At 64.6% G+C, this 14959-nt stretch carries 13 protein-coding genes; all 13 read right to left on the bottom strand.

Translation table 11 applies throughout. The features are described from left to right. Nucleotides 1-33: 33 nt before the first annotated feature. Nucleotides 34-2967 carry a DEAD/DEAH box helicase gene (locus ABRP28_RS05095; protein ID WP_350003285.1) on the bottom strand — a complete coding sequence of 978 codons (2934 nt, stop codon included), beginning with the start codon at nt 2965-2967 and terminating at the stop codon, nt 34-36. Between the two features lie 20 nt (nt 2968-2987). Then, entirely contained in the window at nt 2988-3782 is a 795-nt protein-coding gene (gene tatC / locus ABRP28_RS05090) for a twin-arginine translocase subunit TatC (RefSeq protein ID WP_350003287.1), read from the bottom strand. Nucleotides 3783-3830: 48 nt separating this feature from the next. After that, the gene (tatA, locus tag ABRP28_RS05085) at nt 3831-4106 is read right to left on the bottom strand and encodes a Sec-independent protein translocase subunit TatA (RefSeq protein WP_350003289.1); all 276 of its coding nucleotides are present in this window, start codon (nt 4104-4106) and stop codon (nt 3831-3833) included. Nucleotides 4107-4138: 32 nt separating this feature from the next. After that, complete coding sequence (locus tag ABRP28_RS05080) at nt 4139-4483, bottom strand: hypothetical protein (protein WP_350003290.1); 345 nt, start codon at nt 4481-4483, stop codon at nt 4139-4141. Nucleotides 4484-4493: 10 nt separating this feature from the next. Beyond that, on the bottom strand, nt 4494-6488 hold the full coding sequence (locus ABRP28_RS05075) for a WYL domain-containing protein (protein ID WP_350003292.1): 1995 nt from the start codon (nt 6486-6488) through the stop codon (nt 4494-4496). A 110-nt stretch (nt 6489-6598) separates the two neighbouring features. Further along, on the bottom strand, nt 6599-6994 hold the full coding sequence (locus ABRP28_RS05070) for an FKBP-type peptidyl-prolyl cis-trans isomerase (RefSeq protein ID WP_066275847.1): 396 nt from the start codon (nt 6992-6994) through the stop codon (nt 6599-6601). A gap of 108 nt (nt 6995-7102) precedes the next feature. Next, a complete protein-coding gene (locus tag ABRP28_RS05065; RefSeq protein ID WP_350003294.1) occupies nt 7103-8065 on the bottom strand; it encodes an FKBP-type peptidyl-prolyl cis-trans isomerase in 963 nt (320 codons plus the stop codon). A 111-nt stretch (nt 8066-8176) separates the two neighbouring features. Continuing rightward, nucleotides 8177-9541 (bottom strand): Pup--protein ligase, encoded by a 1365-nt coding sequence (pafA, locus tag ABRP28_RS05060; protein WP_350003296.1) that lies wholly within the window; start codon nt 9539-9541, stop codon nt 8177-8179. A gap of 13 nt (nt 9542-9554) precedes the next feature. Further along, nucleotides 9555-10265 (bottom strand): proteasome subunit alpha, encoded by a 711-nt coding sequence (gene prcA / locus ABRP28_RS05055; RefSeq protein WP_350003298.1) that lies wholly within the window; start codon nt 10263-10265, stop codon nt 9555-9557. Between the two features lies 1 nt (nt 10266). Beyond that, nucleotides 10267-11088 (bottom strand): proteasome subunit beta, encoded by an 822-nt coding sequence (prcB, locus tag ABRP28_RS05050; RefSeq protein WP_350003300.1) that lies wholly within the window; start codon nt 11086-11088, stop codon nt 10267-10269. 81 nt (nt 11089-11169) lie between these two features. Then, nucleotides 11170-11373, bottom strand: coding sequence for a ubiquitin-like protein Pup (locus ABRP28_RS05045; RefSeq protein ID WP_015937113.1), 204 nt, complete (start codon nt 11371-11373; stop codon nt 11170-11172). Nucleotides 11374-11458: 85 nt separating this feature from the next. Next, nucleotides 11459-13129 carry a depupylase/deamidase Dop gene (dop, locus tag ABRP28_RS05040; RefSeq protein WP_350003302.1) on the bottom strand — a complete coding sequence of 557 codons (1671 nt, stop codon included), beginning with the start codon at nt 13127-13129 and terminating at the stop codon, nt 11459-11461. After that, nucleotides 13126-14877 carry a proteasome ATPase gene (gene arc / locus ABRP28_RS05035; protein WP_350003304.1) on the bottom strand — a complete coding sequence of 584 codons (1752 nt, stop codon included), beginning with the start codon at nt 14875-14877 and terminating at the stop codon, nt 13126-13128. The genes dop and arc overlap by 4 nt, the downstream gene beginning before the upstream one ends. Between the last annotated feature and the right edge of the window lie 82 nt (nt 14878-14959).

Raw genomic sequence — 14959 nt, 5'->3', positions numbered from 1 at the left:
TGGGGGGTGCCGGCGGTCAGCCGGCACGGGTGATCAGAGGACGGAGGAATAGGCCACGACACCGCGGCGGATCAGCGAGATGGCTTCGGCGCAGAGCCTTGCCAGGCGAGGATCCAGGCCGGGGATTTTGGCGAGCTGGTCCAGCAGGTCGACAACTTGCTTGACCCAGCGGACGAAGTCGCCCGCGGCCAGATCCGTACCGCTGAGGACGTCCTGCAGGTGGCGGCCCTTGGCCCACTTGTACACAGGCCAGACAAGCCCGAGTTCAGGTTCGCCGGTCAGGGGAAGCTTCTTGTCCTCTTCCACATCCTCAAGGGCGGACCATTCACGGACGACGATATCCACCGACGTCTCAAGGGAGATGCTGGGCATCCGCGGCCTCAGCCCCCGGTCCTCGCGTTTCGCCTGGTACACCAGCACGCTCGCGAGGGCCGCGATCTCGGCGGCGTCCAGGTCATCGAACGCTCCCAGTCGCAGCGACTGGGAGATGAGCAGGTCCTTTTCCCCGTAGATCCGCCTGAGCCGCTGACCGTCGGGGCTGATGGAGAGCCGCCCGTCCGCTGCCTGTTCAAGGTACCCGTAGGTGGAAAGGACATCACACACGCGGTCAAAGGTCTTGGCGATGGTGTTGGTCCTGCCCTGGATCTGGCGGACCAGCCCGTCGGTTTCGCGGCGCAGCTTCCACCAGCGTTCGGACCAGCGGGCATGGTCTTCGCGTTCGCTGCAGCCGTGGCACGGGTGGGCCCGCAGGGCGCGGCGGAGCTCGGCAATGCGTTTTTCCTGGTTCGGCAGGGCGGTTGCGAGGCCAAAGTCGTTGTTGCGGTTGTTGCCCGGGGCAGGCGGCCGGTTTTCGCGCAGCGCATTCCGTGCCGAGGACGCCAGGTCCCGGCGGGACTTGGGAACTTTGGCGTTGAAGGACTTGGGAATGCGGATCCGCGTCAGCGGAGAAATGGGTCCCTCCAGGTCGTCGGTCCCGATCCTGCGCAGCTGGTTGTCCAGCGTCAGGACGGCGGGCCGGGGTTCCCGGCTGGTGTGGTCCGAGCTCAGCACGATTGCCGGGCCGGGTGCCCTGCCGCCGGGAACATCCACAACGTCCCCCGGCAGCAGGCGCGCCAGGGAATCGTCATTCAGTGATTTCCGGACGCGCGACTTGGTACGGGAGCCGGCGTTTTCGGCGTCGGACAGTTCCCTGCGCAGCCGCGCGTACTCCGTGAAGTCACCCAGATGGCAAGTCATTGACTTGGCGTACCCGGCCAGCGACTCCTCCCGGCTGCGCACCTGCCTGGCCAGGCCCACAACGGAACGGTCAGCCTGGAACTGGGCAAAGGAGGACTCAAGGATTTCGCGGGCCCTTGCCCGGCCGAACTGCGCCAGCAGGTTGATGCTCATGTTATAGGTGGGCCGGAAACTAGAGTTCAGGGGGTAGGTGCGCCGGGACGCAAGGCCGGCGACCGCCGTCGGATCCGTTCCGGGCTGCCACAGCACCACCGCGTGGCCCTCCACGTCGATGCCGCGGCGGCCGGCACGGCCGGTCAGCTGGGTGTACTCGCCGGCGGTGATGTCCACGTGGGCTTCGCCGTTGAACTTGTCCAGCTTTTCCAGCACCACGGAGCGGGCTGGCATATTGACGCCCAGTGCCAGTGTTTCCGTCGCGAAAACCGCCTTGACCAGGCCGTCGGCGAAAAGTTTCTCCACCACTTCCTTGAACGTGGGGAGCATGCCGGCGTGGTGCGCCGCAAAGCCCCGGATCAGGCCGTCACGCCAGGTCCAGAAGCCCAGGACGTCCAGGTCATCCGGGGGAATGTCCTGCCCGGCCTCGTCAACGCGCTGGGTGATGATGCGCTGTTCCTTCTCGGTGGTGAGCCACAGTCCGGACCCCACGCACTGCGCCACCGCAGCGTCACAGCCTGCCCTGGAAAAGATGAAGGTGATGGCAGGCAGCAGGTCCATGCGGTCAAGGCTTGCGATGACCTGTGGCCGGCTGGCCGGACGGACACCGCGTTCGTCGCCGCCCCGGCCCGGCCGGTCGTTGCCGCGCCTTCCGCGCTGTCCGCGGCCGCCCGGTCCGCCCTGGCGGCTGCGGAAGCTCTGCTGGATTTCGCTCCGTGCCACCTTGAGGAGGTCCGGATTGACGTCGAAGCCACGCCCCTTGGTATTGTCCGCGGACGGGACCGGCTGCGTTCCGTCCCCGTCCACCGGCGGGGCGATTTCATCGAAAGTGGTTTCCCCGGCGAACAGATCCATGACCTGGCGCCCCACCATCACGTGCTGCCAGAGGGGTACGGGACGGTGCTCGGAGACGATGATGTCGGTGTCGCCGCGGACGGTGTCCAGCCAGGCGCCGAACTCCTCGGCGTTGGAGACGGTGGCGCTGAGCGACACCACCTGCACTTCGCTCGGCAGGTGGATGATGACTTCCTCCCAGACGGCACCGCGGAACCGGTCGGCGAGGTAGTGGACCTCGTCCATCACCACATAGCCCAGGTCATCGAGGGTTGCGGAGTCCGCGTACAGCATGTTCCGAAGGACTTCCGTGGTCATCACGACGACGGGCGCGTCGCCGTTGATGCTTGTGTCGCCAGTGAGGAGGCCAACGTTCCGGGCGCCGTACTTTTCGGAAAGCTCGGTAAATTTCTGGTTGCTGAGGGCCTTGATGGGCGTGGTGTAGAACGCCTTGAGGCCTCGCTCCAGCGCCAGGTAGATGGCGAATTCACCGACGATGGTCTTCCCGGCTCCGGTGGGCGCCGCCACCAGCACTCCCCTGCCTTCCTGCAGGGACTGGCACGACTGCCGCTGGAAGTCGTCGAGCTCGAAGTCGAGCGTGCGGATGAAGGCTCCGAGGTATGTCGCTGCCTCGGCCCTGCGTTTGGCGCTGGCCTGGTACCGCTCGGCGGGTGAAAGCTCTTCGAAGTCAGGAGCTCCGGGAGTGAACGGTCCAGAGGAAGAAGGCCCGGTGTTGGAGGACATACCCCAAGCCTAACGGGCGCCTAGAGGTTCTTCAGCTCACTGCCCGGGGTGGCGATGTCTGCTGTTGCCTCTGTTTCGGCTGCCCGCTTGGCTTCACGGCGCGCCCGGCGCTTGTCGTTCATCAGGCAAACACCGATTGCGGCAAAGAACAGCACCAGAAGCGGCCCCGCGAGCATGAACATCGAAATGGCGTCCGCGCCGGGAGCGGCAATGGCGGCAAGGACGAACACCAGGAAGACGGTGATGCGCCATGCCTTGAGGATGGTCTGCCCGGAAATGACTCCGGCCATGTTGATGCCCACCAGCACCACCGGCACCAGGAAGGCGATACCCAGCACCAGGACCATCCGGGTGACGAACTCTATATAGGTTCGAGCGTCAATGACGCTGGACGAACCGTCCGGGGTGAACTGCGTGAGCGCCCGGACCACCTGAGGGACCACCAGCCAGCCCGCCCAGATGCCGGCAAGGAACAGCGGCACAGCGGCAGCCATGTATCCCAGCGTGTACCGGCGCTCCTTGGAGGTCAGCCCCGGTGTGATGAAAGCCCACAGCTGGTAGATCCAGATCGGGCTGGAAATCACCACGCCAATCAGCAGCGACATCTGCAGCTTGAAGTCGAAGGGAGAGGCGATGGTCCCAAAGTTGATTGCCGAAAGCCCGCCCGTCTGCTGGGAGATGCGGTTGACCGGATCGGCCAGGGCTTTCAGCAGCGGATCGTAAAGTATCCATCCTCCGATGCCGCCAATGACGACGCCGATGGCCGACTTGATCAGCCGGTTCTTCAGCTCCTTGAGGTGGTCCCAAAGAGCCATCCGCCCCTCGGGGTTGGCTTTACGGGCCCGCGACAGTGCCACTGGGGGTCAGGCGCGGTTCGACGGCGGAACGTCAGTGCCGTCGGTCGGCTCGCCGGGCTTCGCCTTGGGGTGGTTAACGATGGTTCCTTCCACCGGGCCTGAGGCGTCGGTGGTGGTGTCGGGCTTGCCGTCGTTCTTCATTTCCTTGACCTCGGACTTGATGATCCGCATGGACTGTCCAAGGCTGCGTGCCATGGCCGGAAGTTTCGGAGCGGCAAACAGAAGCAAGGCAACAACGATGATAATTACGATGGGCCAGGGGCCATCAAAGAGTCTTCCCACGGGAAATCCTTTCGTCTAAGTACATTTTACTTCTAAGTAAAGTCCAGATCGCCGAGTGCCTGCGGCTGGCCCCGGTCTTTCTTGCGCTGCACGCGCCGCAGGCGGCGCATTTCCCGTCGGGACGACTTGGATGCCTCGTAATCATGTCGCATGAGCGTGGGCGAGGCAAAAACCGCCGCACCTTGCGGGGGCGCCGCAGGGTCTGAATCATCCGGTGCATCCATGGGGCCCAGGTGCCCCAGCTTCTCACCGGCTGCCCCCAGATCCTTGACGGTCGCCATGAACTGGCGGAAGAGGCGGATGCCCAACAGGACATAGAAGAGCAGTGAGAGCGCAACGAGCGCCACCCATATCAGGATCCAAGACCACCAAGGCATGCTGAGAAGTCTAGCCGCCGTACCTGGCCAGGGCTGCCGCCAACCAGCTGCGGGATGCCTCCGCCAGCTCGACCGGTGCCAGGATCCTGGCAAAACCGCCGTGCTGGGCCACGAACATCGGCAGCCATTCCGTAGTGCCGAACCGGATCTCGGCCACCAGCCCGCCGTCAGGAAGTTCTGCGGTGCGTTCCGCATAGTAGTCGTCGGCCAATCCCCTCCCCTGCCGGGTGAGCTGGACGGTGACGATGGTGTCGTCGTCGTTCGCGGTGAAAAGCCTGGCGGGCACACCTTCCGCCGGCGTGAAGTCCGCCGAGATGGGGGCACCGTTCGGATGGACGTCCTGGACGCGGTCCAGGCGGAAATTGCGGAACCCGCGCACCAGGTGGCAATACGCCTCGAAGTACCAGGTGTTGTCCAGCGAAAAGAGGCGGAACGGATCCACGTCGCGCTCCGTAATGGTGTCCCGCTGGGGCGAAAGGTACCGCAGGCGAAGCTGGGACCGGGATTCGATGGCCTGCCGGACGGTAGCGTGCGTGGCCGCGTCAGCCGGGGCCACTTCCGGGCCGGCCAGGGAAGCTGCCCGGAGGCCTTCCTCACCAGCGGCCGCCAGCAGCTTCATGGTCACCGATTCCAGTGCTCCGCCTTCAGCAACTTCCGGCAGCCCGTTCAGCGTCTCCAGCCCGGCCAGGAGGGCGCAGGCTTCCTCCACAGTGAAGCGGACCGGTTTCGTCAGATCCAGGTCCTGGGTGATGTAAACGTGGTCGTCGTCCCATTGGATGTCCAGGAGATCGTCCGGGTATCCCTCCGGCAGGCCGGAGCAGATCAGGATCTGCAGATCGTCCTCCAGCTCTTTCCTTGTGATCCCGAACCGGTCCGCAACGTCCTGGATGTGAAGGCCCTGGTTGTGCACCAGGAAGGGCACAAGCTGCAGCATCCGTTTGAGCTGGTCCTCGGACGTACGCTTGCGGACTGCGGCGGCGCGGGCAGCGCCGAGGGAGTAAGCGGGCTCAGGTTCGGAGCTGAACGCCGCAGCGGCGCGCAGCCTGCGGAGGACGGCAGAGACCAGTTCACGAGGTTCCACCGCCAGGGCATCCGGTCCATAGGAAGCGAGTTCCTCGGCAAGCGCCTCGGCGTCCCGGTACTGCACGGACAATCGCTCGTAGCCTGCCTCCGGCCGGCCGGCCATACTGCCCTCCCCGGAACTCCGCCGGCGCAGAGCCAGGAGGCGCCCTTCGCGGACGTCCACGACGGCGGTGCGGAGCGGCAGTTCGGGGAGGCGGTCCAATTCCCGGCGGATGTTGAAACCGGCCGGCGGCGTGTACAGCTCCTTGTCCAGGGTTGTGACGGCACTGGTGATGCGGGAAAGACGGAAGTGCCGCGGTGCTTCCCGGACACGGTCGTGGCCCACCAGGTACCACTGGCCAAACCGGCTCCCCAGGCCCCAAGGCTCCACTGTCCGCTCTTCCTCATTGCCTGTGCTGCCGGCAAGGTACGTGAAGGTGACGGGGTGCCGGGAGTGCATGGCAGCAACAAGGTCATCGAAAGCCTGCCCTGCCGGCTTGATGCGTGGCTGGACGCCGGCGGGCAGGGCAGCGGCGGGCAGGGCGGCGTCCCCCAGATGTGCTGACGCCTGCAGCTTCCGGAGGGCGCTCTGGGCTGCGTTGCCAAGGGCAGCCCGCTCCCACAGCTGCGAGGCCAGGAGGAGGACAGTCCACTCGTCCGGCCCCAACTGGACATCCGGAAGGCGGTTGGATTCCTTGCCGATGCGGTAGCGGGTGGTGGCGGGGTCGTCCTCGCTCCACCCCATGTCCGTCAGGGTTTCCACCTCAAACCCGAACTGGCGCAGGTCGTTCTTGTCCCGCTCGAACATCCGCCCAAAGGCGACGTCATTGCCGGAAGAATCGTGGTAGACCTTCTCGCGCAGCTCACTGCGGCGCAACCCATAGCGGGTGTTCAGGAGTGCGATCAGCAGGTTGAGGAGGCGTTCAGTACGGGATACGGGCACTCTGGTTACGTTACTAAAGTCCGCGGCGGAACGCAGAAAGCGCGGCAGCACCAGGACTTTGCGTCCTGATGCTGCCGCGCCCTGGCGTACCGGAGGCCGGCAATTCCGGTCTAGCGGACGCCCACCAGGTCCACCACGAAGATAAGGGCTTCGTTCGGAGCGATGGCTCCACCGGCGCCGCGGGAGCCGTAGGCCAGCTCCGAGGGGATCTCCAGGCGGCGGCGGCCGCCCACCTTCATGCCCAGCAGGCCCTGGTCCCAGCCTTGGATGACCTGGCCCACGCCCACGCGGAAGTCCAGCGGAGCTCCGCGGCCCCAGGATGCGTCGAACTCCTCGCCGGTGGACCAGGCTACGCCGACGTAGTGGGTGGAAACAGTGTCGCCGGCCTTGGCTTCACGTCCGTCACCCTCAATGAGGTCGGTGATGACCAGCTCGGTGGGGACGTCGCCCTCCGGGAAGTCGATCTCGGGCTTCTGGCGGTCGAATTCACGCTGACCAAATGACATGGTTGCTCCTTAGATCTCAGTGCTGCTTTTCTTGGTGCTGCTGGTTCCCGCAGCCGCGGGCCAGCTGCGGCGTTGCCGTAACCTGTGCTGCTTTGACTGTAAGTGTTGCTACTTCGCCCCGAGGATGTCCACTACGAACACCAGGTCTCCCTTGGCCTCGCCCTGTCCTTCATCGCCGTAGGCAAGATCCTTCGGGATGACCAGCAGGACGCGGGAGCCCACTGTCTTTCCGGCAAGGCCCTGGGTCCAGCCCTTGATGACGCCGGTGAGCGGGAAGCTCGCAGGCTCGCCGCGGTCAAAGCTCGAGTCGAACTTGGTGCCGCCCGCAAGGGTGACGCCCACGTAGTTCACGGTGAGGGTATCAGTTTCCTTCACCGTGGCGCCGTTGCCCTTGATGAGGTCCTGCGAAACGAGGGCCGTGGGAGCAGCCACACCCTCGACGTTGATCTCGGGGACGCCGTCCTTTTCAGACACGGTAGGCAGTCCTGCCGGCGGGGTGACGGTCTCGCCCTCAGGCTTTTCCAGTACGGGCGCCACGTCCTCGGCGGACAGGACCTTGATGATCAACAACTGGGTGGGCTCCGCCGCCGCGGACGGGGCGGGGCTGGCTCCGTCAGAGGGGCTCGGGGCCGGTGCACTCTGTTGCCCAGGGACGGCCAGGGCCAGGCTGGAACCTACCTTGGCGCCAACAAAGGCGTTGTAGATAACCTCGCTGCTGGTCTTCAGTTCGTCGTTGAGCTCAAGGGGCTCGGGCTCGCCGGGAAAGGTGTCCTCAAGGGTACTGCCGTCAGTGCCGTTGAGCGCCAGAATGGAAATGTTGGCGACCTGGTTTGCCTGCACCACCTCACCGCTGCCCTCGGTGATGACCTTGATGGTTGGCTCTGCCACTTCCAGCGGCTTGGCGAATTCCACGCCGGGGGCTTTTTTGTCCCCGTTATCGGTCAGTTTGAGGGAGTCGAACTTGGCAGTCTCGCCGGCGGAAACGCTGGTGGGTTCCGGCTCTGCGGTTGAGCCGCCGCAGGCGGTCAGCATCAGCAGACCGGGAAGAAGGATTGCTAGTAGTCGGCGCACGTAAGAAAACTTTCGTCGGGGCAGGGTGGAGGCGATGGTCCGCATCGCAGCGGGCGGCATCGCTGGGTCCCTCTAAAGGGCCTTATCCAGAATAGCCCCTGAAGCTGGGTGTCAGCCCATAGAGTCGAGGAGGGCGTCCACGCGCTCGTCGACGCTGCGGAAGGGGTCCTTGCACAGGATCGTCTGGTGAGCCCTGTCGTTCAGCTTCAGGTGGACCCAGTCAACGGTATAGTCCCGTCCCAGCTCCTGGGCACGGCGCACGAAGTCTCCCCGGAGCTTGGCCCGTGTGGTCTGCGGCGGGACATCCACGGCGTCCTTGATGACGGTGTCGTCCACAATCCGTCGCACCGCACCGCGCGACTGAAGCAGGTAGTAGAGGCCGCGGCTTCGGGAGATGTCATGGTAGGTAAGGTCCAGCTGGGCTATCCGCGGGGCGTCCATGCCCAGGCCGTGGCGTTCACGGTACTTGTCCATGAGCTTCTTCTTGATGGCCCAGTCGATTTCGGTGTCGATCCCGCGGAAGTCACCGCTTTCAATGGCCTTCAACGTCCGCTCCCACAGGTCCAGGATGAGCGGGACGTGGGGGTTGTGCGGGCCGTGCTCCTTGACGAATGCCGTCACTTTAGTCAGGTATTCCTGCTGGATTTCGAGAGCGGTGAGCTGGCGTCCGTTTGCCAGCCGGACCAGTGCCCGGCCGCTGAGGTCATGTGAGATTTCGCGGATGCTGCGGATAGGGTTTTCCATCCGCATGTCCCGCATGATCACTCCGGCCTCGATCATGCGCAGGACGAGGTCCACGGTGCCGATCTTCATGAGGGCCGTGGCTTCGGACATGTTCGAGTCCCCCACGATGACATGGAGGCGGCGGTAGAACTCGGCATCAGCATGCGGCTCGTCCCGCGTGTTGATGATGGGACGGGACCTGGTGGTGGCGGAGGAAACGCCCTCCCAGATGTGGTCCGCCCGCTGGGAGAATGCGTATGTTGCGCCGTGGGGTGTTTTGAGGATCTTTCCGGCGCCGGCGATCAGCTGGCGGGTAACCAGGAACGGGATCAGGATCTCGGCGAGCCGGGAGAACTCGCCGCGGCGCGGAATGAGGTAGTTCTCGTGGCTGCCGTAGGAGTTCCCCGCGGAGTCGGTGTTGTTTTTGAAGAGGTACACCGTGCCGTTGAAACCTTCGGCTGCGAGCCGGGCCTGCGCTTCATCCACGAGGTCGTCCAGGATCAGCTCTCCGGCCCTGTCGTGGGCAATAAGCTGCGCCAGGTCGTCGCATTCGGCCGTGGCATATTCCGGGTGGGATCCCACGTCGAGGTACAGCCTGGAGCCGTTGGTCAGGAACACATTGGACGATCGCCCCCAGCTGACCACCTTGCGGAAAAGGTAGCGGGCCACTTCCTCAGGGGCAAGCGGCCTGGAATCCGGGCTCGAGTATGAGATCCCGAATTCGGTTTCGATGCCGAAGATTCTCTTGTCCATCTGTCCTGTCCTCCTAGGCCAGCAATGCAGTGATGTCCGCGTCGTTGAGCCGGCGGAAGGCGCGCCTGGACCCGCGGGTGGCTTCCGATGCCCGGTCCAAGACTGCTACTTCCAGCGCACCTGCCGGAAGTGCTTTTGCCTGTTCTGCCGGCTCTCCGGGCGGGACCAGGCCAGTCATTGCAAGGCGTACCGCATCAGCGAAATTCAGTGAGTTGCGCCAGCCTTCTCCGATGACGGAGGAGACTTTGTCCGCCTGGCCACCCATCACAACAAAGGAGTGTTCGTCGGCAATGGAGCCGTCAAAGGTCAGCCGGTAAAGGTGGTCTTCCGCCTGGGTGGCGCCGACCTCGGCCACGGCCAGCTCCACCTCGAACGGTTTTTGTTCGGCGGTGAACACCGCTCCAAGGCTCTGCGCGTAGACGCTTGCCAGTCCCCTGGCTGTGACGTCCTCGCGGTCGTAGGAGTAGCCGCGCACGTCGGCGTAGCGGACACCGGCCTGGCGGAGGCTTTCGAATTCGTTGTATTTTCCGACGGCGGCGAAAGCGATTTTGTCGTAGATCTCGCCGATCTTATGCAGCGACGGAGAAGGGTTCTCGGCGACGAGTGCGATTCCGTCCTGGCAGCTGATGACGACGACGGACCTGCCCCGGGCGATGCCTTTACGGGCGAAATCGGCGCGGTCCTTCATCAGCTGTTCGGGTGAAACATAGAACTGCTGTGTCATCTCAGGCCTCCCGTCCGGCGATGGTCCGCGCCTCGATCACGTTCCGGGATGCTGCAGCCAGTTCGTTGTCCGGCACCCGGCGCGCGCCCGAACCGTCCACGGTGTAGATGACGGGCCACAGCTGCCGCACGGTGTCGGGTCCGCCGGTGGCCGAATCGTCGTCGGCTGCGTCGTAAAGCGATTCGACGGCGACGGCGACGGCTTCGGCCGCCGTGAGATTGGGCCGCCAGAGCTTCTTCAGGGCACCGCGGGCAAAGACGGAACCGGATCCCACGGTGTGGTGTTCACGTTCCTCGTACCGGCCGCCGGTGACGTCGTAGGAGAAAAGCCTGCCCACGCCTGCGCTGGTGTCGAAGCCGGCAAAGAGGGGCACAACGGCGAGTCCCTGCATGGCGAGGGGAAGGTTGCCCCGGATCATGGCGCCCAGCCTGTTGGCCTTGCCTTCAAGGCTGAGGAGCGTGCCCTCGATTTTTTCGTAGTGCTCAAGTTCCACCTGGAACAACCTGGTCAGGTCGATGGCGATTCCGGCAGTGCCGGCGATCCCCAGGACGGAATAGCGGTCGGCGGGGAAGACTTTTTCGATGTGCCTGCTGGCAATGACGTTGCCCATGGTGGCGCGCCTGTCACCCGCCATCAGCACACCGCCGTCGTAGCTCATGGCGACAATGGTGGTGGCATGCGGAACCTGCAAGGGGGCAGCCGCCTGCGCGCCTGCCTGGAGGGACCGGTTATACGGAAGGAGTTCCGGCCGGTCCCGTTGCAGGTGTTCGGTAAATGATGAGGTGGCGTTGGCGGCTACCTGGTTGGCGGTTGATTCCTGCACTCATGCACTCCTTGAACGTGGTCCTTCAACGTCGGTACAGATTCGGGCCTTCCGCGGCTTCCGCCAGCCTCCGAATCCGGGTTACTGACCGCCCTTTTGGACGAACGCCCGGACGAACTCTTCAGCATTGGATTCGAGGACGCCGTCGATCTCGTCGAGAAGGTCGTCGACGCCTTCAGTGGAGGCGGATGCCTGTGCCTCCGGCGGCGCGGGCGGCGCCTCGGGAATGTCCTCGTCGACCTGGCTGTCGCGCGATTGCGGCTGCTGCTGCTCCTGGCCTGCCATTGTTACCCCTCCTTATATCCGTCGTCGGATCCGGCGGATCCTCCGATATGCCCATCCTGCCACGGTGTGGGCTTCCGGTGGCGGTTTACGCCGCAGGCGGAGCGTTATGTCCCAGAAGCTCTGCCAGGAACGGGCCCGCTTCCCGGTAGCGTTCGAATAACGCGCCGGTCAGGGCTCTGGTTCCCCGGAGGGGCTCCCTCGTGGGCACGCGCTGGAGCCGCCCGTATCCCGGGACATCGAAGATGACGGAGTCCCAGCTGGCGCCCACCACGTCCTTGCCGAAGCTGCTGATGCACCTGCCGCGGAAGAACGCCCGGGTGTCCGCCGGCGGTTCGGAAACTGCTCCCGCGATCGCCGCATCTTCAAGGATCCTCTGCATCCGGTCCCTGGCGAGCAACCGGTAGTAAAGGCCCTTTTCCGGCCTGATGTCTGCCCACTGAAGGTCGACGAGTCCCAGCCGGGCGTCGTTCCATTCCAGCCCGTCACGCTCCCGGTATCCGTTGAGCAGCGAGAGCTTGGCCAGCCATTCCACCGAGGAAGCGGCAGCGGCCCGGTCGTTGTCGAGCTGGGTGAGGACGGCGGCCCAGCGTTCCAGGACATCGTGCGTGTGCCCGTCGCCGTCCACTTTGTCTCCCACACCGGTGTCCTGGGCCAGCTTGGCAGCGGCCTCGTGGTACATCCACTGCAGGTCCAGGGCGGTGACCCGTCTGCCGTCGAGCAGCCGCAGTCTGGCGGTGAGCGTGGTGTCGTGGCTCACCGTCTGGAGCGCGGCGACCGGCTCATAGACTTCGACTTTTGGCGCCAGGCCGGCCTCGATCAGGCTGAGCACCATCGCCGTTGTTCCGAACTTCAGGTAGTTGGAAACCTGGCTGAGGTTGGCGTCCCCAATGATCACGTGGAGGCGCCGGTACTTGTCCGCGGTGGCGTGCGGCTCATCCCGCGTGTTGATGATTGGCCGGCGGATGGTCGTTTCCAGGCCTACTTCGGCCTCGAAAAAATCCGCGCGCTGGCTGATCTGGTATCCCGGGGTTGACGCGTCCTGGCCGATCCCCACCCGGCCAGACCCGCACATGATTTGGCGGCTGACGAAGAAGGGCGTCAGCCCGCGCACAATATCGCCGAAGGGCACGGACCGCGGCATGAGGTAGTTCTCATGGGAGCCGTAGGAAACGGATTTGTTGTCCGTGTTGTTCTTGTAGAGATTGACCGGCGGAAGGTCCGGATCTGCAGCCAGGCGGCGAACGGCGGCCAGCGCCACCAGGTCTCCGGCCGCATCCCATCTAACGGCATCCCGGGGATTGGTCACCTCGGGGCTGGAGTACTCGGGATGCGCGTGGTCCACGTAGAGCCGTGCACCGTTGCCCAGCACCATGTTCATCAGGAGTGTCCCGGACTCGTCCTGCCCGTCGAGCTCAAGCTCTTCGCGCCCGTAGGCAAGCGCCACCGCCTCCGCATCCAAAACCGGCGGCTGGTCCGTCAGCTGGCTCGGGTGGGCGGAACTGCGGTCCACAGTCCACCCGCGGGCGTCATGGAGCGGCTCCTCGTCCGTATAGTCCCAGCGGGTCTCGGCGCCGCCGGCGGCGCGCATGCGGGTTACCTGTGCATAGGCCTGGACCACCCTGGCGCTCATCATGGTGGCGTTCGCCGAGGGTGCGGACGGGGCGTGGATGCCGTATTCGGTTTCCGCGCCCATGACCCGCATGGCCCCGCCTGCCGGCAATGCTCCCCCGGCGGCGGGCTCCGGTGCAGCGGTCATAGATACTGGCCTGTTGTCGGCATCGTCTCGATGGATTTGCCGGGTTCCTGGCCGGCTTTGCCCTGGACAATGGTGCGGATGTACGTGATCCGTTCGCCCTTCTTGCCGGAGATCCGCGCCCAGTCATCCGGGTTCGTGGTGTTGGGCATGTCCTCGTGCTCGCGGAACTCGTCCACGACGGCGCGCAGCAGATGCTCGATCCGAAGCCCCTTTTGGTGGGTGGTCAGGAGGTCCTTGATGGCGTACTTCTTGGCCCGGTCCACCACGTTTTGCACCACAGCGCCGGAGTTGAAGTCCTTGAAGTAGAGCATCTCGGTGTCCCCGTTGGCGTAGGTGACCTCCAGGAACTCGTTGGACTTGTCCGTGGAGTACATGGCTTCCACCGTCCGCTGGACCATGGCGTCCACCGTGGCCTGCACGTCGCCGTCATGCTCTGCCAGGTCCGATTCGTGGAAGGGCAGGTCGGGGGTGATGTACTTGTTGAAGATATCGGCGGCGGCCTCGGCGTCGGGACGGTGGATCTTGACCTTCACGTCCAGCCGGCCCGGCCGGAGGATGGCCGGATCGATCATGTCCTCGCGGTTGGACGCGCCGATGACGATCACGTTGTCCAGCCGCTCCACGCCGTCGATCTCACTGAGCAGCTGCGGCACGATGGTTGTTTCGACGTCGGACGAAATACCGGTGCCACGAGTGCGGAACAGCGAATCCATCTCATCGAAAAACACCACCACCGGGCTGCCGTCCGAGGCCTTTTCACGCGCCCTGGAGAAGATCAGCCGGATGTGCCGTTCGGTTTCACCGACGTATTTGTCAAGGAGTTCGGGTCCCTTGATATTCAGGAAATAGCTTTTGAGGTCCACGTTGCCGGAACGCTCCGCTGCCCTTGCTGCCAACGAGTTGGCCACGGCCTTGGCAATGAGGGTCTTGCCGCAGCCTGGAGGACCGTACAGCAGGATGCCCTTGGGCGCCTTGAGCCCGTGCTCGCGGTAGAGATCGGGGTGGAGGAACGGCAGCTCGACGGCGTCGCGGATCTGCTCGATCTGGGGCCCCAGGCCACCAATGTCCTCATACGTGATGTCCGGGACTTCCTCCAGGACCAGGTTTTCCACCTCGGAGCGCGGCACCTTTTCGAGGGCGTATCCGGTCCTTGAGTCGATGGAAAGGGCATCGCCCACCCGGAGCTTCTCGGCGAGGAGCGCCCCGGAAAGCCGGACGACGCGTTCTTCATCGGCACGGCCCACCACGAGGGCGCGGTCCGCTCCCAGCATTTCCTTGAGCGTGGCCAGTTCACCGGCGCGCTCGTAGCCGAGCCCGGCAACAACGAGGAGCGCCTCGTTCAGCAGGACCTCCTGGCCAACCGCCAGCTGGTTGATGTTGACCAGGGGGCTGATGCCGACGCGCATTTTCCGGCCGGCGTTGAAGATGTCAACCGATTCCTCGGTTGCCGCCTGTCCGCTGCTGCCGGGGGCAGGCTGCCGCCTGGGATTGAGCTGGAGTATGGTGCCGAAGCTGTAGGGCGGCTGGCCTTCCTGGTCCAGGGCGTTCTTCAGCCGGAGGATTTCGGCCTTGGCGGTCTCAAGCATGCTGACCAGCTTGGTGTTGTTCTGCGTTGCCGCAGCCAACTGCCGGTCAATATGCCTCAGCTTGTCCCGGAGGATGTTGACCTGGCGGTCTGCAACCGAGAGGTCGTTGGCGGCAGACTGCTCTGCCGGTGTACGTCCGGAGTCCTGGTTTGGTGTCTCCATGATGTATCAGCCCCTTCCTGCGCTTCTATTAAGACATTAGCCCCAAGATGGCAGGTAGGGATGGAGACTCCCGAAATGTGGA

Origin of the sequence: Pseudarthrobacter sp. WHRI 8279 (assembly GCF_040224115.2) — a bacterium.
GTDB lineage: Bacteria > Actinomycetota > Actinomycetes > Actinomycetales > Micrococcaceae > Arthrobacter.
This window is presented reverse-complemented; position numbering and strand designations above follow the sequence as displayed.